Here is an 18696-nt window from a genome sequence, read left to right on the forward strand (position 1 = left end):
GATAACTTTCCTGTAAAGATAGCGTTATGAAAAACCTGATAGTCCCCAAAAATTATCTCCACGAATTTGTCTTATTACGATAATATACCAGAATGGCGAGAGGGTGCACCGGAGTCTGGATTTCATATCCACCCGAAAGAGGAACGGGCCTGGAGGGATTCGAACCCCCGACGTCCGGGTTAGAAGCCCGGCGCTCTATCCTGGCTAAGCCACAGGCCCTCGCACCCCATACTGTGGGCGCTTTACCCATATTAACTATCGGAACAGGACGGACACCGCGAACCTTCTACAAAAAAAGTATCGTTGGGTCAGAGCGCGTGATAGCACGCAGACTTGACTACTTCGACAGAAACGGGCCGGATCAAGGTTTCATGGATGACATTCTTCACCATTGAGGAACCGATACACCTGATCTTAATGCGGGCAGACATCCGTTCCCGTTCTTCGTAGTGTAACCCCTGGGTGAACTCCATGATCCGCTTCATGGTGATGCTGATTGAGATGAGTTCGACAATGATGCCGGTGTCGCCCGGCGTCAGGTCTTCAAGGTTCTCCGATGTCATGAAAACCGCTGTTCCCGGCTCAAGCCCGGCCAGAGTGATTACGTTGTGGGTACTCTGCAATTCAACGGTCCGTGCTTTCCCCCGCTGGAGCTCCCGGATTATTTCGGGGGAGATACTGGTCAGTGCGTAGCAGTTCATGGCTCTCATCCGTACATCGGGAGTTGTTCTTTCTTTGGCATAGTCTCCGCCGACTGCACCTGTTCGGAGAGCTTCTGCATGGTCGACTCGATCTCTTCTGCCTGTTCGAGCAGTGGCTGAACATCAAGCCCGAGGTCAAACATCCGGTTCAGCACCTCGATTGCAGATGCTGAGGCGCGGGGATCGGGTGAATTGATGGTCTCACCGAGGAGTCCATAGGCATGGATGTTCCTGATCTTGCACTCGGTGAGGATGCTGCTGGCGATCCCTGATATGCTGCCGATGGGAAGGATAATGGTGTTCTCCTGGATCCTCGGCAATGCCTCATCGGATGTCGCCACACCAAAGACCCGCTTTTCGGGTTCGTTCGTGATGATACCAGCGATGGTGACCACTTCCCTAACCTTGTATGGCATCAGCCAGTCCATGATGCCGTTTGCCACTTCGTAGCAGATCATTGGGTGGATGGGAATATCGGCAACAATGGCTGCAATATTTTTCTTCTCGTAGATGCGGACCGGGACGTTGATGACCCCCCGGTTCATCATGGCAAGCGGAGGGAAATACTTGCTGTTCATACTCCCGATCTGCGGGAATTCTAGCTGTTCGACCATGTATTGGAGGGCGATGCTCCCAACGAGGCCGCTCCCGGGAAATCCCATGAGAACAGACGAGCCCTCATGGCTCAAAGGACGGGAGAAGATCCTGATATCAGGACTGGCATCCGGCGACATTATCTTAACATATCCCCTCTATCTAAAAAAGTATTATGCAAGAATATCCGGTAAAGAGGGGAATGACCAGCGATCTCGGTTCCCGGATGGTCGATGCCCTACGGGAGTGCTTCGATGCAGAGGTCCGCACAGCTGGCGACCACTACCAGATCAGATACGGCGCTCTCAAGTTGCTTGACGTCTCAGTTGGAAAGACAGGAAAAACGCTCATCGTGCACACAGAATCGGACTCCGGTTCCAGCGACGAGGTCATACTCGATACAAACCGGAGATTCCGGAGGTATCTCGATATTACCACGGGATACACCACCAAGGAACGTGTGAAAAAGGCAAAGGCTGTGGAAAAGGAGGACTGACCCCTTATTCTATCACGATTGCCGGCTTGAAAGGGAGAGCGAACGCGGCCTTTGCATGCGAGCTTTCACCGGCCTCACAGACAGATACCGGGACCGAGAATTCCTTTGAAAGGAAACCGGTGGCAGCCGAAAAGATGGCCAGTTCATCGGGTATCTCCCTGGAAAGCTCGGCGACGACCTGGGGCGGCAGCCGGTGGATGAGCGTGGTGCATTGCCGCACCACGTCGGGCACTTCTTTTCCTCTCTTCCTCATCTCTGCATCTCCCATGATCTCCCTGATCACCGCGGTTCTGTCTTCTGCTGCGGCCACCGTGGAAAAGACCTTTTTCTTCCATGAAGGTGCCGTATAAATCGTTATTGCCGAGGGTGTAAGCTGGATGATCTTCAGGATGGACTCGATGTCCTCAACCGTCCGGGCCAGAAGCTCTTCAGAAAGCTCGGCCTGGCTGTTGATCGCCCGGGGATCGGCAACCGGCCATGGAGCATAGGAGACGAGCCCCGCTCCCCCGATCTCTTTCCAGAGGAACTCGCAGGTGAAGGGGATAAACGGTGCAAGCAGCCGCACCCATACCGAGAAGAGATCCTCAAGGACCGCGCTTCCGGAAGAACCCGGGGGCAGTCTCCTCATGTACCACTTGAGGTCCGATTCGATCGCGAAGAATGCTTCCTGGAGGGCCTGGCGGGTCTGGAACCGTTCAAGTGCTTCTGTTGTCTTCGCGATGTGACCCTGCAGCCGGCTCTCCAGCCACCGGTCGAGCCCCTCCAGGCTCTCCTGCCCAGATTGGCATTCAATAACCGTGCCCATGAACCGGTCAATCTGCTTTCGTGTTGACGCGACCAGTTCGTTTCTCCAGTCAAAATCCTGCCAGGGCTCAGCGCTTCCCACCAGGAACATCCGGACCGTATCGGCGCCGAACTCCTCAACGGCATCTTCTAGCAGGAAGACGTTGCCCTTGGAAGAGGACATCTTTGCACCGTTGAGGAGCCCCATACCGAAGACAACCATGCCCCGGGGCAGGCATGGCTCGGGAAAGATAGCCACGTGGTGGAAGAGCTGGAAGGTCATGTGGTTCGAGATGAGATCCTTTGCAGAGAACCGGAAATTGTAGGGATACCAGAAGAGGAACTCTCTGCGCATGAGGTCGAGTTTCTCCCGCTCAGGGAGTCCCGGAGTCTCCTTCCCAAGGAAGATAAAGTCAAAGACCTCGGGGGAAAGCAACTCCGCAGACATGGTCTTCAGGTGATGGGCGATGGTGTAATACGCCATGTACACTGTTGAGTCCGAAAGGGGCTCGATCAACCAGTCAGGATCCCATGGCAGGCGGGTGCCCAGACCAACGCGCCTGGTGCAAGCCCAGTCCTTGAGCCAGTCAACGGTCCGCTCGAATTCCGCCCGTACTTCGGGAGGAACAAGATCCATCCGCTCGATGAGGGCGGTCACCTGCTCCTTCCATGCCGGGTCACTATACTGGAGGAACCACTGGTCGTGCAGGATCTTGACCACGACCTTTGAGCCACAACGGCAGACCACAGAGCGGGTATCGAATTCGTAAAACGGCAGGGATCCATAGCGCTCCGTCATCAGGGAGGCAACCGAATCCCGGGCCTCCCGGACAGGACTCCCGCCATACTGGTCAAACAAACGGCCACGAGTGAATTCTGCTCCGTACACTTCCTGGGTGAGGGCCTCCATCCGCGGATCATCCTGACTTACGATTCCGGCCCGCTCAACAGCATCCCTGGCAGGCAACCTGCCATATCCGGGCACAACGATCAGGGGGATCGGCTCGATTTCGGTATATTTTCCCCGTGCCTGGAGATCGCGGAGTGCGATATAATCGAAAGGGGCGTGGGCAGGGACACTCATGACAACCCCGCTTGCCATGTCCGGATCGACAAACCGTGCCGGAAGGATCGGGACGGTTCCGCAGAGAGGGTGCGAGACAGTCTGATCGATCAGCTCGGCTCCCGGAATCTCACCGGTAATCTCAACGGTATGGTCCTGGAACGAGAGTTTCTCTGCGGCTTCCCGGCTCACGATCCAGGGTGACCCATCCAGGAGAATCCGGACGTAAGTCACTTCGGGATTGACCCAGAGGTTGGTGACGCCGTAAATCGTCTCTGGTCGCAGCGTCGCAGTGGGGATGATCGCACCGTTCCAGGCAAACATCACCATGGTGAAACGGAGGATCTCGGCCTTGTCGCCTTCCAGCAGGTCATGGTCTCCGACAGGATTATCGCACTGCGGGCAGAACCGCACTGGATGGGCTCCCTTGAGCACATGGTTGCCCTCCTTCAGGTGCTTCCATTGCCACTCGATGAACCTGCTGTACTGGGGGTCCACCGTAGTGAACCGTCGCCGCCAGTCGATGGAAATCCCACATGAAGCCATGACCCGCTGGTACTCGTCCGAGAAATGGCGCACGATGGCGAGGGGATCAATGAACCGGGCGAGCACGTCGTCCGGAACCTTGTAAAGATCGCGATAAAGTGACAGTGCCTTTGGATCACCACGGGCAATTCTCTTTGAAATACCTATCACTGGTGCTCCAGTGACATGGAAAGCCATGGGATAGAGTACCGTCCTACCCCGCATCCTCCAGAACCGGGCAATGACATCGGGCGCGATATAAGTTCTTCCGTGCCCTACATGCATCGCTCCGCTCGGGTAGGGATACGCAACAGTCAGGTAAAATTTTTCACCATCGGTCGGGTCGGGCTCAAACGCATGTTTCCATCGGGCGAGAGTCTCACGTTCGATCCGGCGTATATCGGGATTGTTCATATGAAGTTGCCTTCCTCCTGATTTACTCGAAAAACAGAGGATTTTATCTTACACCGGCCGGAGCCTGATGGCATCCCCGTCATTATAGCGCCTGATCATTTCCTGCGCAATACTGCTGTTCTTGGCCAGGTGGATCTCACCGGAATCGTTCACCGTTGCGGTAAAGAGGTATTCTTTGCCGGCAAAAACATCAACGATCTTTCCCGCCTGTTCCGGGCAGATGATTGCCAGCTGCTTCTTTTCCATCCTGATCTTCACCCCTCCGCCCAGCTGGAACTCCTCCTCGACCACTGCTGGTGCCGGTGGCTGCTTCTCGAGCTCGCTCCGGGGACGGATATCGATCCCGATGCCGACCTTGTTCACGATACCGGCAATGTTCTTTCCACCTTTCCCGATGGCTGCCGGGACATCCTTGTCCTCGATGTACACCACGGCCTTGGTGTCGGAGAGCATGTGGACGTCGACATATCCATCGGTAAACCTCCCGATTTCGCGCTGGATATCCCGCTCGACGATCTTCCAGGCCGAGCTCTCTGTCGGCTCCTTCTGGATGACGGGGGGCTTCAGCGGCGCAGCAGCCGGAAGCGGTCGCATAACCGGCATGACGATGGTCTCCGAGTCGTATTTGAAGATCTCGAAGAGAAGCTCCCCGGTCTCGTAATCAGAGATAGTAGTGACCGGGCGGAGATTGATCTCGCTTGACATCCCTTCCGGCACTTTGATGGTGAATCCGAGGTCATAAACGTTGGTAATCTCACCTTTGTCCACAAAGATGATGGTGTTGACAACCTGGGGAAGTACCCCGAAATCGACCCGATCGGAAAGGCGCTGGAGCGCATCGTGAATACCGATTGCATGTACCACGCCCACCATGCCAATCCCCGCCAAGCGCAGGTCGGCAAATACCGTGAAATCTTCGTTCTTCCGGAGTTCGTCAAAGATGATAAAATCCGGCCTTACCAGCATCAGTACATCGGCGGTATTCTGCATGCTCCCTTCCAACCCCGAGTACTGGGTGATATGGTCAGGCACTTGGAGTTCCCGGGGAGCCTCCATGGTCTTGACGATGAACCCGGTGTCGGCAAGGTAGGTGGCGATGCTCTGGGCAAGCGTGGTTTTTCCTGCACCGGGCGGTCCTGCCACGAGTAACCCCCGTTTCTCGCCCATGATCCGGTTCTTGATAACCGGAGCCTTGGCGAAGCTTTCGAGCGTGACATCCGCGATTGGCCGTACCGCGGTAATCTCCATGCCATCCGAGAACGGGCGCCGGGCAATTGCTATCCGCATTGATCCGATCTGGACAACGGTTATTCCCCGCAGTTCTATCTCGATGAACCCATCGGGATCGCGCTTGGCACGTTCGAGAATTTCCTGGGACAGGTTGCGGAGTTCATAATCGGACATCGGTTGCTCCCGCAGCCGGAAGAGTCGCATCTCCTTAACTGATCCCTTCCGGGCCATGGGTGGTACCCGCTCCTTCAGGTATATGGCTATGGTATGCTCGTCGAAGAACTGGTCAATGCCGAGAGGTGCGAACCCCTCGAGCTGGGGTTTGAGGTAGATAACATCGAGCCCCTTGGCCCGGGCCACTTCGGCCTGTACCACATCACTCGTTATGAACTGTGCATCATGCTCTATTGCGGCATTGCGTATCAGAGCGTCAATCTCCCCGCCGCTGGCCAGTTTCACTTGTTCAAGGCTCGGCCGGACCCCGGTGAAGGTAAGCGAAATCACTCCTTCCTCTGCAAGCTTGCAGAGGGCCTGGAGCTCAGTGAGTCCGGAAAACCCGATCTCACGCCCCTGATTTGCCTGTGCTTCGAGTTCTGCTATTACTGCCTCGGGTATGATTATTGTTGCACCCTTATATTCACCGGAATTTATCAGTGAGGTGATACGTCCGTCGATGACGACGCTGGTATCAGGTACTAATTTCAAAAAATATCACCGTTATGGTATATGATCATTGATCTTTATTAGCATATACCTTCGAGGGATCGAATACTTTTTCAGAAATGATCTCCCCCTCGATTGTCCGGTAAAAACAGCTCCGGAAACCCGTGTGGCAGGCCGCCCCCTCCTGTTTGACAAGGTACAGGATGCAGTCCTCGTCACAGTCGACCCGTATCTCCTGGATCTTCTGGACATGTCCACTCTCTTCTCCCTTTTTCCAGAGTTTCTTCCTGCTCCGGCTGAAATAGTGGGCAAAGCCGGTCTCCCGTGTCTTTTCAACGGCTTCTGCATTGGCATAGGCAACCATCAGTACTTCCTGCGTACCGGCATCTTGGACAACAACAGGGATCAGGCCGTTAGTATAGTGTAATGCAATCATGTCATCCTCCCATCACGATTTTTAACAGGGCGAAGATAAAATCTCCAACAATGAGTGCGGACACGAACCCGAACATAATAGGAACGATGAACGGCACTCCGTAGGAGATCCAGACCCTGCCCGCCCTTTTGTAGAGTTCACGCTCACGGGTATACTCATCAGGTCTCCGTCGCATGTCGAGGGTATACACCCTCCCTTTTCCACGAACCATGTCAAGAAGCGATTCTCCAATCCCCACAAATCTGCGATTCAGAGTCTCCCCTTCTGCAGTTATCTCTTCCATAACGAACCCATAGCTCTCGCTGATTCGGTCCCCCTCAACCGGAAATCCGAGTAACAGGTAGGGAAACGGAGCCTGGTTGCCGTTTCGCAGGTTAAAGATGAGAATTCCAATCGGTGTGAAGAGGTTTACTATGACTGCATTGACCAGAGCTGTTAAGGGCAGGAACGGAAATGGCGGAACCCCGAGAATAGGGACAACCGGGAATAAGGGAACGAGAACGGTGAGAAAGATCAGTGCCCAGGCATCAGCTCCGCCAAAGAGACGAAACCGTGCGAACAGGAAGAACACCAACGAAAAAAAGGCGCTGAAGATGAGAAGCGGGAGTGCTGCCACAAGACCTTTTTCTCCGATGAGGAGGGCATAAAATAAAACGGTGAACGGCAGCCCTATGGCGAGCATGGGATACCAGGTTCTGAACGGCACCCGCCTCTCCCTGATATCGAGCATCGAAGCATAGAGAAGGGTAAGCCCGACAGCGGCTGCAGGGATGATCAGTAGGGAATTCACGGAAAACTCTCTCACAATATTGCCCCTCCCCTAATTTATGTCTCGCCTTTCTTGAACCAGGAGGAGGATAAAAAATATCAGGTTCCTATGACTACCTCCATATGGATGGGTCGGATGGACTCTCCATCCTTCCGGGGGAATAATCAATGGACAGTGCCGGAATTGTCGATGTTCTTATCAGGGAAGTGCCACCCAGGGGTACCTATTCCTATTCCAGCCTTTTACAAACGGCAAGGGAGAATGGGTTACACGGAGCGGGAATATCATCCGGCCGGGGCAGGAAGGCATACCTCCTCTTCCTCGAAGGCGAGCCGGAGGGGGCGTTGTTCTCCGATCACAAGGGAGAAATTTACGGAAACAAGGCCATTTATCTTATCCATGGGGACGACCAGTTCACCTTCTATCCCCTTAATCCAGCCGTTGTGGAACGGATCATTTTTGGTTGCAGGATCTATGACAAGAGCCATTTCACATCGTCCTATACACTTGGTATCCCCGAGATCGGGAAGAAGACAGAGGGGATCGGGAGGTTAGTCATCGTGATCAAGCGCGAGGGTGTACCTGTCCCGGACGTTGCGGTGAAGATTCGCCGGAACGGGCAGATCGTTGGGAACGACAGGACCGGACAGAGAGGCGAAGTCTCCTTCAGGCTGCTCCATGGCCCTTATGAAGTCCTGATTGTACGGAGCGAGGATGATATCGATGTTTACGAGTTTTCCTTCTCCCAGGATCTCCAGGATAAACCTCTTGACCTCGATATTGGTTAATCTTAGCATGCCAGAATAATATTCAATTAAAAAGCGTATTTTTATCGTACAATACTTTTCCAACCTCTGATTCCCCCTGGACCGGGAGAATTTAAATACGTTCAGTCAAGAGATACAGATATGGAGCGAAAGAAGATCGAGAAAAGTGATTTTGAAGCAATCATCTCAGGAACCAAGGATATCCGGGACTATATGGAGTTCGATCCCTTACAGGGTACGGTTCTCTTCCTTGGCGTTCGTACGGCAAGCAACCCTGATTACCTCGTTCGGGCAATCTACGAGATGTACGAGGCTAACCTTAACCGGAAACTGGCAGTGAAGGCAACCGTGCAGCTCTTCAGAGCCGTGGGACTGGGTTCAGTAGGTCTGAATAACTTTCTCAAAAAACTGGGAATGAACCTTACCCCCCCTGAATTCTTACTGCTGGTATTCCAGCTCCAGCATCAGCAGGGATGGGGAGCGCCGTTCGAGCTCGTTTCCCAGAGCGAGAAAAAGATAGTTATGCGGACCAGGCAGACCTTCGAGTCTCAGGTGATGAATGATTGGAAGATGCCAGTTTGTGGAATTCACCGGGGATGGATTGAGGGAGTCCTTGCTGCCATCACCGGAAAGAACTGGTTCTGCATAGAAACGAAATGCCGGGCAAACGGCGATGATTATTGTGAGTTTGTTGCCGATCAGACCGAGGCAAGCTGGAAATGGAAGGCCCAGGCGATCGTCAGGGGGGATTCTGCAATTACCGAATATATCGAGCATAAACCTATTGAGGGGAAGGTCAGGCTGATCGATGAGCCGGTAGTAATCATGCCCAGGTTCATCTTCACCTCCATGACCAACTCGCTGATCAAGACCATGGGGGAGATGTCTGCCGGGGGTGTCAACTACCGGGCATACATGGACATGGGAAAAGAGAATGTCAAACATTACAAGGAGATGGGGATCACCGATCCGAATACCCTCGCTGATATGGCGTTCACGTTTTTCTCCCAGATGGGCTGGTTCCGGATCGTTTCCATGACGTGGAACGAGGCAGAAAAGACAAAGACGATCGTTCTCGAACATACCGTTGAGTCCGAGTCATTCGGCAATATTGGAAAAAAGGTCTGTTACGGTACAGCCGGGTTGCTCGCAGGAATCATTGAAGGCGCATTCGGGATTAAGGTGCGGGGTAAAGAGATCTCGTGCAGGTCGAAAGGAGATGCAAACTGCGTCTTTGAAATCAAGAACAGGGATGATGGTAACGGATCCTGAACCGGCAGGATTGAAGATACAAAGTTACTGTTCAGACTCTTCTGTGAACGGCAGAAAGGTCGCCCTCGGAAGACCTTCGGTAGAGGCGTGAACACAGGCATCCCATTTTTTTTCACCATCAAGATGTAGTCCCCGACCACGTGGAACCAGAGAGCTCCTTCCCTGCTCCGGAGCGTCCCGGAAGTCTTCTGTTGCAGTTTCATCATCCGGATATCCTGTTCAGCCAGGTTATTGGAGAACGGCACCGAGAAAGTCATACATGAACGAGAAGATATCCTCTCACGTTTCTGGGAACGTCGATGAGGTTTTTCATTTTAACTGCTTCTTTCGCCCACGTTTCATTCCAGTACAAGGAACATCAGGGACCGGATTTCCCTGCATACCGGATTCAATTATCTGGTGGTATCTCTCTTCGAACATTGAGACCTGACGAGGATAAAGGGACAATGAATGCTCGCGGCACTCATCCACGGCCCTTTTTATCTCCTGGATAAGGTCATGCATATGCTCACTCCAGTCCTGGTGGTAATTCTCCGTGATCCCTTTTAGTTCACGAAGAAGATGTGCATTGCAGAGTGCCTGACGGCCTGGATACCGGAAATACAGCTGCCCAGAAGTCATGGACCATCGCGTCACGGAACCGCGGCCAGGGATCTGCAGGTCATCCATTGCGTCGGACCCTCGCTTTCAATGGTGACCATATGCAGTGAGGATCTGCAACGACCCTCCCTCCTGCGATTTGCCCATACCAACGAAGTGCCTACACCCGATCAATTCTATCGGTTTATGAGCAGATTTGATGAATCGTCGTGCATCCTTCTCACCTCGCGCACCCTGGGTGATTTCTGCAAAAAACGAAATCCCAGGAGAAAAGCCACGCTGCTTGTTGATTCGACTACGATCAGCCGAAACCGGAACTGGTTTCACCGCTGATATGCGACCCTTGACCACTCCGGAAACGGCCGGGATCTTTGTGGATCAAACCCCGATTACAATCGCTCTTATTTGGATGTATTTAATCCGTGATTTTGAGTAGAAAAAAAGTGGTCAGATAAGTTTGTCCGAGATCTTTGCAAACACCGCAGTGAAGATCCCGGGCATGGTCCGGATCTCGTTCATGACATCGGGTGGGATCTCGGAGTCCACGTTCAGAACCATTATGGCTTCCTCTCCGGGCTTGATGCGCCCGACCTGCATCCCGGCAATGTTTATATTCCGCTTTCCAAGAATGGTCGAGGCCCGCCCGATAACACCCGGTTTATCGAGGTGCCGCGAAACGATCACGTAACCTTCCGGGATCATGTCCATGGTGTAGCCACCAATAGCCACGATGCGGGACCGACCTTTCATAAACACGGTCCCACTCATGGTCTCCATCTTCTGATCGGTCTTTACACCTATGGTGACCAGGCTCCGGAATCCACCGGACTCCGGGGTGGTCGTCTCCGCAACGCTGATACCCCGCTCCTTGGCGACAAACTCGGAGTTCACGATGTTGACCGGCACCTGCAGGATAGGGTCGAGCAGTCCCTTAAGGGCCATAAGGGTGATGAACCGGGTGTTGTTACCGATACGGGCAAGGTCGCCTCCATACGTGAACTCCACCTTCTCAAGCCTTCCGGGAGTGAGCTGGGTGAGGAACCGTGCCATCTTCTCTGCCAGGTAGGCGAACGGCTCAATAGTGTCGGCATACTCGGGCGGTATGATCGGGGCATTCACCGTGTACTTCGCCGATCCACCCTTGAGAACCGATATGCACTGTTTGGCAATGGAGACCGCGACGTTTGTTTGGGCCTCGACCGTGCTTGCACCCAGGTGCGGGGTGGTAATCACCTTTTCGAGCGTGAGCAGGGGCGAGTCGAGCGGGGGTTCTTCTTCAAATACATCGAGCGCAGCTCCTGCAACTTTGCCGGCAACGATTGCATCATAGAGATCCTTCTCATCGATGATCCCGCCGCGGGCACAGTTGATGATCCGCACCCCGTCCTTCATGGTGGCGATGCTGCTTGCATTGATGATATGCCGTGTTTCGTTTATCAGTGGCGTATGCACCGTGATAAAGTCGGCAACCTTGAAGAGCTCCTCGAGGGAGAGTGCTTCAACCCCCATCTGCGAAGCCTTTTCCTTGCTGATGAACGGGTCATACCCGACGCAATGCATGCCCATCACGTTTGCTCGTTTTGCAACCTCGCGCCCTATCCTCCCAAGCCCGACAATCCCAAGCGTCTTTTCATTCACCTCGACGCCCATGAATTTCGAACGCTTCCACTCCTTCTTCTTGAGCGAGCTGTTGGCCTGGGGGATGTTCCGGGCAAGGGAGAGAATCATGGCCATGGTATGTTCGGTCGCGGCAAGGGTGTTTCCTTCCGGCGCATTGGCAACGATGATTCCCCGTCGGGTCGCCGCAGCCATATCGATATTGTCCACCCCGGCACCGGCCCTGCCAATGAACCTCAGCCGGGAGCCCGCCTCGATCACCCGGGCGGTTACCTCGGTCCCGCTCCGGACCAGGAGTGCATCGTAGTCGCCAATGATGCCGACCAGATTATCAGCGGAGAGGTCCGTTTTCACGTCTACCTGGAACTCTTTTTTGAGTATGTCCAGACCGTCTTCGGCCAGCGGATCGCTGACCAGAACCTTGAAGCTCACACTAAAACCTATACTGTTTGAACTCCCCACCTATTGAGTCTTGTTCTTACACTGCCGGGCCGGCACGGTAGAGCCAGTCCAACCGGGTCGAAGACTGGTTGGACAGGGTTTTTCCGGAAGGACTCCTCTCACCCATTTCTGGATACAACAACAAATCAAACGGGAGAGAAAAAAACACAAGAAAACTGTAATCTCACGGGAAAATGGTTGGAATTAAGTCGGAATCCGAAGAAGGAAAAGAGCATCGGCTACCATCATGCCCCTGCAAGTCTCCCATCAGTCCCGTTTAGCCATCAGTCCCGTTTAGAAATCCTGGGAAGCCTGTGATGGCAGACAGGTCAGATAAGCTTATATAGAAAATTTCCTGATTGGACAGGTCCGCCAGGAGAACCGGATCACCGGAACGGCAATGCCCTCCATGGATGATGATAATTTATTAAGCACTTGATGGTTGAGTAAATAGTGGTGCGTGTATGAAGGAGATGCCGGACATTCTGTGGCTCGAAGAGATTCGGAAAGAAGATATTGCTGCGGTGGGGGGTAAAGGTGCATCGCTCGGTGAGATGGCATCTATAGGCCTGCCGGTCCCGGGAGGGTTCGTGGTGACCAGCCGTGCGTTCCGCCAGTTCCTTATCGAGACCGGACTCGATAAGTCCCTCTTTGAAGACCTCGAGAAGCTCGACGTTGATGACAATGCTGCCCTCGAGGAGGTATCCCGGAAAGCCAGGTCTGCAGTCCTGGCCGAGAAGATGCCTGCCCGGCTGAAGGATGAGATAAAGAAGGCGTATAAGAAACTCGACTCCGGATCCATGATCGTCGCTGTCCGCTCCAGCGCGACGGCAGAAGACCTCCCGGATGCCAGCTTTGCCGGGCAACAGGAGACCTACCTCAACATCAGGGGTGAAAAGAACCTTCTCGAAGCAGTCCAGAAGTGCTGGGCTTCTCTCTATGGGGCGCGGGCTATCTACTACCGCTCCAAGCAGGGATTCGATGACCGGAGCGTTAACATTGCTGTGGTGGTCCAACAGCTGGTCAACTCCGAGAAAGCTGGCGTGATGTTCACCTCCCATCCCGTGACCGGCGAGCCTCTCGTCATCATCGAAGGGGCATGGGGCCTGGGCGAGGCGGTGGTATCGGGATCGGTCTCACCGGACAAATATATCTTTGACCAGCGGACCGGCAAGGTGATCGACCGGCTCATCGTAAAGAAAAAAACCGCCATCGTCTCAGATGGCGACCATGGAACGCGAACCCTCGACCTTCCTCCCGACAGGCAGGATACCCCGGTCCTCACCGATGATGAAGTCGCACAGCTTGCCAAGTTCGGGATGATTGCCGAGACCCACTACGGTGTTCCGCAGGACGTCGAGTGGGGAATCGTCGGCGATGAAATATATATCTTGCAATCGCGGCCAATCACCACCATCCGTCAGACCGCCCCGGCTTCCTACGTTGCGGCCGCCACTGAGACAATCCTGGTACGAGGACAGGGGGCCTCGCCTGGAATCGCCACCGGCCGGGTGGTGATCGTCAAGGACATCAAGGACACAGGTAAGATCCAGAAAGGGGACATCCTGGTGACACCTATGACCAACCCGGACATGGTCCCTGCCATGCAGAAGGTGGCAGCCATCGTGACCGATGAGGGTGGGATGACCTGCCATGCCGCGATCGTGAGCAGGGAACTGGGCACTCCTGCCGTAGTAGGAACCCGGAATGCAACGACCGTCCTTGCCCAGGGACAGCTGGTAACCGTCGATGGGGAAAAGGGATTCGTGTATGAGGGAGCAGTACGGAAAGCCACCGAAAAGGTAGTTCATGCTGCACCAGCTGCTCCTGCTGCAGCACCGATCATAACGGCAACGAGTGTCAAGGTCAACGTCTCCATCCCGGAGGCGGCCGAGCGGGCTGCGGCTACCGGTGCAGACGGGGTAGGTCTGCTCCGGATCGAGCACCTCATCCTCGGCCTGAACCGGACCCCCGGCTGGTTTATCACATACGGCCAGGAGGAAGAGTTCATCCAGGAACTGATGCGGGGGATAAAGATCGTGCTCGATGCGTTCAACGGGAAACCGGTCTGGGTCCGGACACTCGATGCGCCGACCGACGAGTTCCGGGGCATGGAAGGCGGGGCAAGCGAGCCCCATGAGCACAACCCCATGCTCGGATGGCGGGGAATCCGAAGGGATCTCCATAGCCAGGACCAGTTCCGTCTTCAGGTCGAGGCCTTCCGCAGGCTCTGGGACCAGGGATATGATAACCTCGGAGTGATGTTTCCCATGGTTTCCCATCCCGATGAGTTCATCTCCGCTTGCTCGATGATGCGGGAATGGGGTGTGGACACCCAGAAAGTAACTATCGGGATCATGATCGAGATACCGGGCTGTGCCCTCATGATCGAGGAATTCATCCATGCCGGGATCGACTTTGCCTCGTTTGGGACAAACGACCTGATCCAGTATACCCTTGCCATCGACCGGAACAACGAGAACGTAGCCAGCATGTATCAGCCAAAGCACCCTGCAGTGCTGGCACTCATAGACAGTGCTATCCAGGTCTGCCGCGAACACGGTGTCGAATGCTCGATCTGCGGCCAGGCCGGATCGGAGCCGGATATGGTGGAGTGGCTGGTGGACCATGGCATCACCAGCGTCTCGGCAAACATCGATGCCATACAAAAGATAAGAGAAACGGTCGCCCGGACCGAGAAACGGATCATCCTTGAGAGTGCGAGACGGACAAATGCGGGATAAGGGAATTTCCGAAGAAGAACTCTTCAGCTTTTTAACTGCCAGGAAACAGGAGGATAAGGACCACCGCAACATCCTCAGCTCGATGTGCACTCTTCCCCATCCCGTTGCAGTCCGCGCCCACTCCCTCTTCATGGAGACCAACCTCGGCGATCCGGGTCTATTTCCCGGGACTGTATCGCTCGAACAGCTCCTCATCAGCCGTCTGGGCACGCTCTTCCACCACCCTGGTGCCTGTGGTTATGCCACGACCGGCGGAACCGAGTCTAACATTCAGGCGCTCCGGATCGCGAAGGCGACCTCGAAAATATCTTCGCCGAATGTTGTTATCCCCGGGTCAGCACACTTTTCATTCAAAAAAGCCTGCGATATGACCGGTCTTGAGATGCGCTCAGTGCCCCTTGACGAAAATTACCGGGCGGATCCCGACTTGTTCCGGAGAGCAATCGATTCGAATACCTGCTGCATGGTGGGAATTGCAGGGACGACTGAATACGGTATGGTAGATCCGATCCGGGAACTTGCGACAATAGCGATGGACCACGGGATCTTCTTCCATGTTGATGCGGCGTTCGGTGGCATGGTACTCCCGTTCCTGAAAGGTGCTCCCGAATTTGACTTTGCCATACCCGGAGTAATGTCCATTGCTGTCGATCCCCATAAAATGGGAATGAGCACCATCCCGGCAGGATGCCTCCTGTTCAGAAATGAAAAAGACCTCTGTTCTCTCTCCGTTGATACCCCCTACCTCACCGTGAAACAGGAGTTTACCCTCTCCGGCACCCGGCCGGGAGGATCGGTTGCAGGAGCCCTTGCGGTGCTGGAATACCTCGGTTACGAGGGGATGGCCGCGGTTGTCCAGGGATGCATGAAGAATACCCAACGGCTTATCGAGGGTATGGAAAGTTACGGAATCCAGCGCATAGTCACCCCCGATGTAAACGTAGCAACCTTTGAAGCCGCAGCCGTCCCCGATCCCTGGCAGGTCTCCTTCACCAGGAACGGCCACCTCCGGATCATATGTATGCCTCATGTGCATGCCGGCATAATTGAAGCATTTTTAAAGGATATTGGTGAACAGTATGCTGAAAAGGCTGATTCATTCTCTTGAAACCTGCCCGGTAGTGCAGCGTGGCGAATACAACTACTTCATCCACCCTATTACAGACGGGGTGCCCTCGCTCGACCCCGCCGTCCTGCGTGAAGTTGCGACCGCCATGATCAAGGTACTTGATTTAAACGGCGTTGACCGGATCGTTGCCGCCGAGGCGATGGGGATTCCGATCGGATCGATTATCTCCAGCATGACCGACATTCCCCTCAATATTGTCAGGAAGCGGGAATATCGATTGCCTGGGGAGATACCGGTCCACCAGATCACAGGATATTCCAGAGGCCAGCTCTTTTTGAACGGTGTGAGAGAGGGAGAAAGGGTAGTTATCGTTGACGATGTGATCAGCACAGGGGGGACAACAAAGGGTATCCTTGCCGCCCTCGATGTGGCAGGAGCCAAGGTTGCCGATATCTGTTTTGCCATCCGGAAAGGATACCCCGATATCGGCAGGCCCTACAAGGCTCTGATAACTATCGAGGTTACCGACAGGGTGCATGTGATTGACCGATATTTCTGATCTCGTCCGAGCGTTGCGGGAACGGGACGCCCGTATTATTGCCCTCCAGCTCCCCGCAGGACTGAAGCGAAGGGCAGCCCGCATCGCGGAAGCCCTTTCCGGCCAGGGATTCTCTGTCATCATCAGTGGCGATCCCTGTTACGGTGCCTGTGACCTGGCCCTCGAACTGCTTGGTTATGCCGATGTACTCGTTCAATTCGGTCATACTCCACTCGTCTCCCATCCGGACGTCATTCACGTGCCCTTCCGGGTGGATTTTGATCCTTCAGTTGTTCGCGCCGCGCTGCCACTTCTCAATGGAAAAGCGATCGGAATTATCACAACCAGTCAGCACACGCATATGCTTCCAGCGATAGCGGAGGTGCTCAGGTCTGAAGGATTCGAACCGGTCTTCCGGACTGCAGGGGGCAGGACCCCTGAGCCGGGCCAGGTGCTTGGCTGCTCATTTGAATCTGCCAGGATTCCGGGGATATCAGAGATACTCTTTGTTGGGACGGGAGTGTTCCATCCCCTGGGGGTGCAGCTGGCCACGGGCGCACATGTGGTGGCGCTCGACCCGCTTTCAGGAGAGGCCATCGAGGTTGATTCCGGGAAATATCTCCGGCTTCGGCATACTATCATCGAGAGAGCCCGGACAGCGCAGCGTATCGGAATCATCGTTTGTACAAAGCCGGGCCAAAATCGTTATGCCCGTGCCAAACATCTCCTCTCGCTCTGTGACCGAGCACACCTCGTCTTTATGAATGAAGTGACTCCTGATGAATTACTGAATCTCGGGTTCGAAGCATATGTGAACACTGCATGCCCGAGACTTGCATACGATGACCAGAACCGCTTTCCCGTTCCGGTCCTTACTCCCGAGGAGTTCGAGATCCTCTGTGGTGCCCGGAGCTGGGAAGAGTACGTGGTTGACGAGATACTCTGAAATGAAATTAAACCAGTTAGAGCGCCGGCTTGAAACTCTGGAAGGATTTTTTGATCCTTCACCACATCTCGAACAATACCCTACGCGCCCAGCCCTTGCCGCCAGGCTCCTTTTTGAAGCAGCATTGAGAGGAGATATCAGGGGAAAGCGGGTCTGCGATCTCGGTTGTGGAACAGGAATCCTAGCAATCGGCGCTGCAATTCTCGGTGCAGGCGAAGTGATTGCAGTTGACATCGATCGAAAAGCGCTTGAGATCGCCCGTAAGAATGCAACCTCGAACGATGTCAGTATCCTGTTCCTTGAGGCTGATTGCAGGGACGAGAGTACTCATTTCCGTGTGGGGGCATGTGATACCGTCGTGATGAACCCCCCATTTGGTGCCCAGAAGGTTCATGCCGACAGGCCGTTCATCGATACAGCCCTGGTACTAGCGCCGGTAACCTACGGGATATTCAATGCGGGGAGCCTATCCTTTGTTCGCTCCTACCTGGCTGGCAGGGGAGAGATCAGTGAAGTGACGCGTGGCCTTCTGGCAGTGAGACGGACATATCCATTCCATCGGGATGAGGTCAGAGAGATCCCGGTAGAGATAATGGTAATAAGGAGACGTCATACGTAATCGGAGAGATTTTTTCTGTGAAGCCATGCTTTCTCTTTCTTCTCCTATCAAAACAGGGAGGATTTGGATAAACCCCTTTCATTTCAACCAAAAAAGCTATAACCCAATATTTCGCGGGTCGACCTCACAAAACAATATAAATAGTGGATTTACCGGTTATTCCAAAATTAGTGGAGAGGCATTGAAGGTAACTGTCAAAGTGCCTCAGCCCGGATTTGAACCGGGGACAACCAGATCTTCAGTCTGGCGCTCTCCCGAACTGAGCTACTGAGGCGAGGAATACATTATTCACCTTTTACACTAATAAAATGTGATGTTTAAGGTTGCATCCCCTATATAATGCACCTTTTTTTAAACCGGCGGTGGAATAGGTGGACTTACAAAGATCCAGAACCAGATCGGCCTTTGA

Annotated in this window: 16 protein-coding genes and 2 tRNA genes; 8 read left to right on the plus strand and 10 right to left on the minus strand. The window is 54.1% G+C overall.

Annotated features, from left to right (window positions below; genetic code table 11):
- Nucleotides 1-144: 144 nt before the first annotated feature.
- From IPI71_06320 to IPI71_06330, 3 genes are all read right to left on the minus strand, one after another.
- Nucleotides 145-219, minus strand: a tRNA-Arg gene (locus IPI71_06320).
- A gap of 89 nt (nucleotides 220-308) precedes the next feature.
- On the minus strand, nucleotides 309-701 hold the full coding sequence (locus IPI71_06325) for a DUF473 domain-containing protein (protein ID QQR70305.1): 393 nt from the start codon (nucleotides 699-701) through the stop codon (nucleotides 309-311).
- Between the two features lie 5 nt (nucleotides 702-706).
- Nucleotides 707-1435, minus strand: a complete 729-nt coding sequence (locus IPI71_06330; GenBank protein QQR70306.1) for a proteasome assembly chaperone family protein — start codon at nucleotides 1433-1435, stop codon at nucleotides 707-709.
- A 35-nt stretch (nucleotides 1436-1470) separates the two neighbouring features.
- Between IPI71_06330 and IPI71_06335 the strand changes: the two genes are divergently transcribed.
- A complete protein-coding gene (locus tag IPI71_06335) occupies nucleotides 1471-1791 on the plus strand; it encodes a DUF5611 family protein (GenBank protein QQR70307.1) in 321 nt (106 codons plus the stop codon).
- Between the two features lie 4 nt (nucleotides 1792-1795).
- On the opposite strand, the gene leuS is transcribed toward IPI71_06335, so the two are convergent.
- Genes leuS through IPI71_06355 form a run of 4 tightly spaced genes read right to left on the minus strand, consistent with a single transcriptional unit; the run spans nucleotide 1796 to nucleotide 7683 of the window.
- The gene (gene leuS / locus IPI71_06340) at nucleotides 1796-4576 is read right to left on the minus strand and encodes a leucine--tRNA ligase (protein QQR70308.1); all 2781 of its coding nucleotides are present in this window, start codon (nucleotides 4574-4576) and stop codon (nucleotides 1796-1798) included.
- Between the two features lie 48 nt (nucleotides 4577-4624).
- Nucleotides 4625-6511 carry a Flp pilus assembly complex ATPase component TadA gene (tadA, locus tag IPI71_06345; GenBank protein ID QQR70309.1) on the minus strand — a complete coding sequence of 629 codons (1887 nt, stop codon included), beginning with the start codon at nucleotides 6509-6511 and terminating at the stop codon, nucleotides 4625-4627.
- A gap of 25 nt (nucleotides 6512-6536) precedes the next feature.
- The gene (hisI, locus tag IPI71_06350) at nucleotides 6537-6902 is read right to left on the minus strand and encodes a phosphoribosyl-AMP cyclohydrolase (GenBank protein QQR71968.1); all 366 of its coding nucleotides are present in this window, start codon (nucleotides 6900-6902) and stop codon (nucleotides 6537-6539) included.
- Nucleotides 6903-6906: 4 nt separating this feature from the next.
- Nucleotides 6907-7683 carry a prepilin peptidase gene (locus tag IPI71_06355; GenBank protein ID QQR71969.1) on the minus strand — a complete coding sequence of 259 codons (777 nt, stop codon included), beginning with the start codon at nucleotides 7681-7683 and terminating at the stop codon, nucleotides 6907-6909.
- Between the two features lie 158 nt (nucleotides 7684-7841).
- Here IPI71_06355 and IPI71_06360 point away from each other — a divergent pair, with 158 nt between their 5' ends.
- Together IPI71_06360 and IPI71_06365 are read left to right on the plus strand one after the other, a co-directional pair.
- A complete protein-coding gene (locus tag IPI71_06360) occupies nucleotides 7842-8462 on the plus strand; it encodes a hypothetical protein (GenBank protein ID QQR70310.1) in 621 nt (206 codons plus the stop codon).
- Nucleotides 8463-8582: 120 nt separating this feature from the next.
- The gene (locus IPI71_06365) at nucleotides 8583-9713 is read left to right on the plus strand and encodes a 4-vinyl reductase (protein ID QQR70311.1); all 1131 of its coding nucleotides are present in this window, start codon (nucleotides 8583-8585) and stop codon (nucleotides 9711-9713) included.
- Nucleotides 9714-10022: 309 nt separating this feature from the next.
- On the opposite strand, the gene IPI71_06370 is transcribed toward IPI71_06365, so the two are convergent.
- Both IPI71_06370 and IPI71_06375 read right to left on the minus strand, forming a co-directional pair.
- Complete coding sequence (locus IPI71_06370) at nucleotides 10023-10382, minus strand: transposase (GenBank protein ID QQR70312.1); 360 nt, start codon at nucleotides 10380-10382, stop codon at nucleotides 10023-10025.
- A 378-nt stretch (nucleotides 10383-10760) separates the two neighbouring features.
- Nucleotides 10761-12362, minus strand: a complete 1602-nt coding sequence (locus IPI71_06375; protein ID QQR70313.1) for a phosphoglycerate dehydrogenase — start codon at nucleotides 12360-12362, stop codon at nucleotides 10761-10763.
- A gap of 473 nt (nucleotides 12363-12835) precedes the next feature.
- Between IPI71_06375 and ppsA the strand changes: the two genes are divergently transcribed.
- The 5 genes from ppsA to IPI71_06400 are packed head-to-tail and all read left to right on the plus strand — an operon-like array spanning nucleotide 12836 to nucleotide 18287.
- The gene (gene ppsA / locus IPI71_06380; GenBank protein ID QQR70314.1) at nucleotides 12836-15115 is read left to right on the plus strand and encodes a phosphoenolpyruvate synthase; all 2280 of its coding nucleotides are present in this window, start codon (nucleotides 12836-12838) and stop codon (nucleotides 15113-15115) included.
- Nucleotides 15105-16223: a tyrosine decarboxylase MfnA gene (gene mfnA, locus IPI71_06385; protein QQR70315.1), complete on the plus strand. Its 1119-nt coding sequence runs from the start codon at nucleotides 15105-15107 to the stop codon at nucleotides 16221-16223. Before ppsA ends, mfnA begins: the two co-directional genes overlap by 11 nt.
- Complete coding sequence (locus tag IPI71_06390; GenBank protein ID QQR70316.1) at nucleotides 16195-16743, plus strand: purine phosphoribosyltransferase family protein; 549 nt, start codon at nucleotides 16195-16197, stop codon at nucleotides 16741-16743. Before mfnA ends, IPI71_06390 begins: the two co-directional genes overlap by 29 nt.
- Nucleotides 16727-17668 (plus strand): diphthamide biosynthesis enzyme Dph2, encoded by a 942-nt coding sequence (gene dph2, locus IPI71_06395; GenBank protein QQR70317.1) that lies wholly within the window; start codon nucleotides 16727-16729, stop codon nucleotides 17666-17668. Before IPI71_06390 ends, dph2 begins: the two co-directional genes overlap by 17 nt.
- A 1-nt stretch (nucleotide 17669) precedes the next feature.
- Entirely contained in the window at nucleotides 17670-18287 is a 618-nt protein-coding gene (locus IPI71_06400) for a methyltransferase (protein QQR70318.1), read from the plus strand.
- Nucleotides 18288-18487: 200 nt separating this feature from the next.
- Here the strand turns inward: IPI71_06400 and IPI71_06405 are convergent.
- Nucleotides 18488-18561 (minus strand) — tRNA-Phe (locus IPI71_06405).
- Between the last annotated feature and the right edge of the window lie 135 nt (nucleotides 18562-18696).

It is taken from the genome of Methanolinea sp. (assembly GCA_016699325.1).
Taxonomy (GTDB): domain Archaea; phylum Halobacteriota; class Methanomicrobia; order Methanomicrobiales; family Methanospirillaceae; genus UBA9949.

Excerpts from the sequence above, each read along its gene's own strand:
- IPI71_06325 (QQR70305.1), bottom strand. The coding sequence starts at position 701 with ATGAACTGCTACGCACTGACCAGTATCTCCCCCGAAATAATCCGGGAG.
- IPI71_06330 (QQR70306.1), bottom strand. The coding sequence starts at position 1,435 with ATGTCGCCGGATGCCAGTCCTGATATCAGGATCTTCTCCCGTCCTTTG.
- IPI71_06335 (QQR70307.1), top strand. The coding sequence starts at position 1,471 with ATGCAAGAATATCCGGTAAAGAGGGGAATGACCAGCGATCTCGGTTCC.
- leuS (QQR70308.1), bottom strand. The coding sequence starts at position 4,576 with ATGAACAATCCCGATATACGCCGGATCGAACGTGAGACTCTCGCCCGA.
- IPI71_06360 (QQR70310.1), top strand. The coding sequence starts at position 7,842 with ATGGACAGTGCCGGAATTGTCGATGTTCTTATCAGGGAAGTGCCACCC.
- IPI71_06365 (QQR70311.1), top strand. The coding sequence starts at position 8,583 with ATGGAGCGAAAGAAGATCGAGAAAAGTGATTTTGAAGCAATCATCTCA.
- IPI71_06370 (QQR70312.1), bottom strand. The coding sequence starts at position 10,382 with ATGGATGACCTGCAGATCCCTGGCCGCGGTTCCGTGACGCGATGGTCC.
- ppsA (QQR70314.1), top strand. The coding sequence starts at position 12,836 with ATGAAGGAGATGCCGGACATTCTGTGGCTCGAAGAGATTCGGAAAGAA.
- mfnA (QQR70315.1), top strand. The coding sequence starts at position 15,105 with ATGCGGGATAAGGGAATTTCCGAAGAAGAACTCTTCAGCTTTTTAACT.
- IPI71_06390 (QQR70316.1), top strand. The coding sequence starts at position 16,195 with ATGCTGAAAAGGCTGATTCATTCTCTTGAAACCTGCCCGGTAGTGCAG.
- IPI71_06400 (QQR70318.1), top strand. The coding sequence starts at position 17,670 with ATGAAATTAAACCAGTTAGAGCGCCGGCTTGAAACTCTGGAAGGATTT.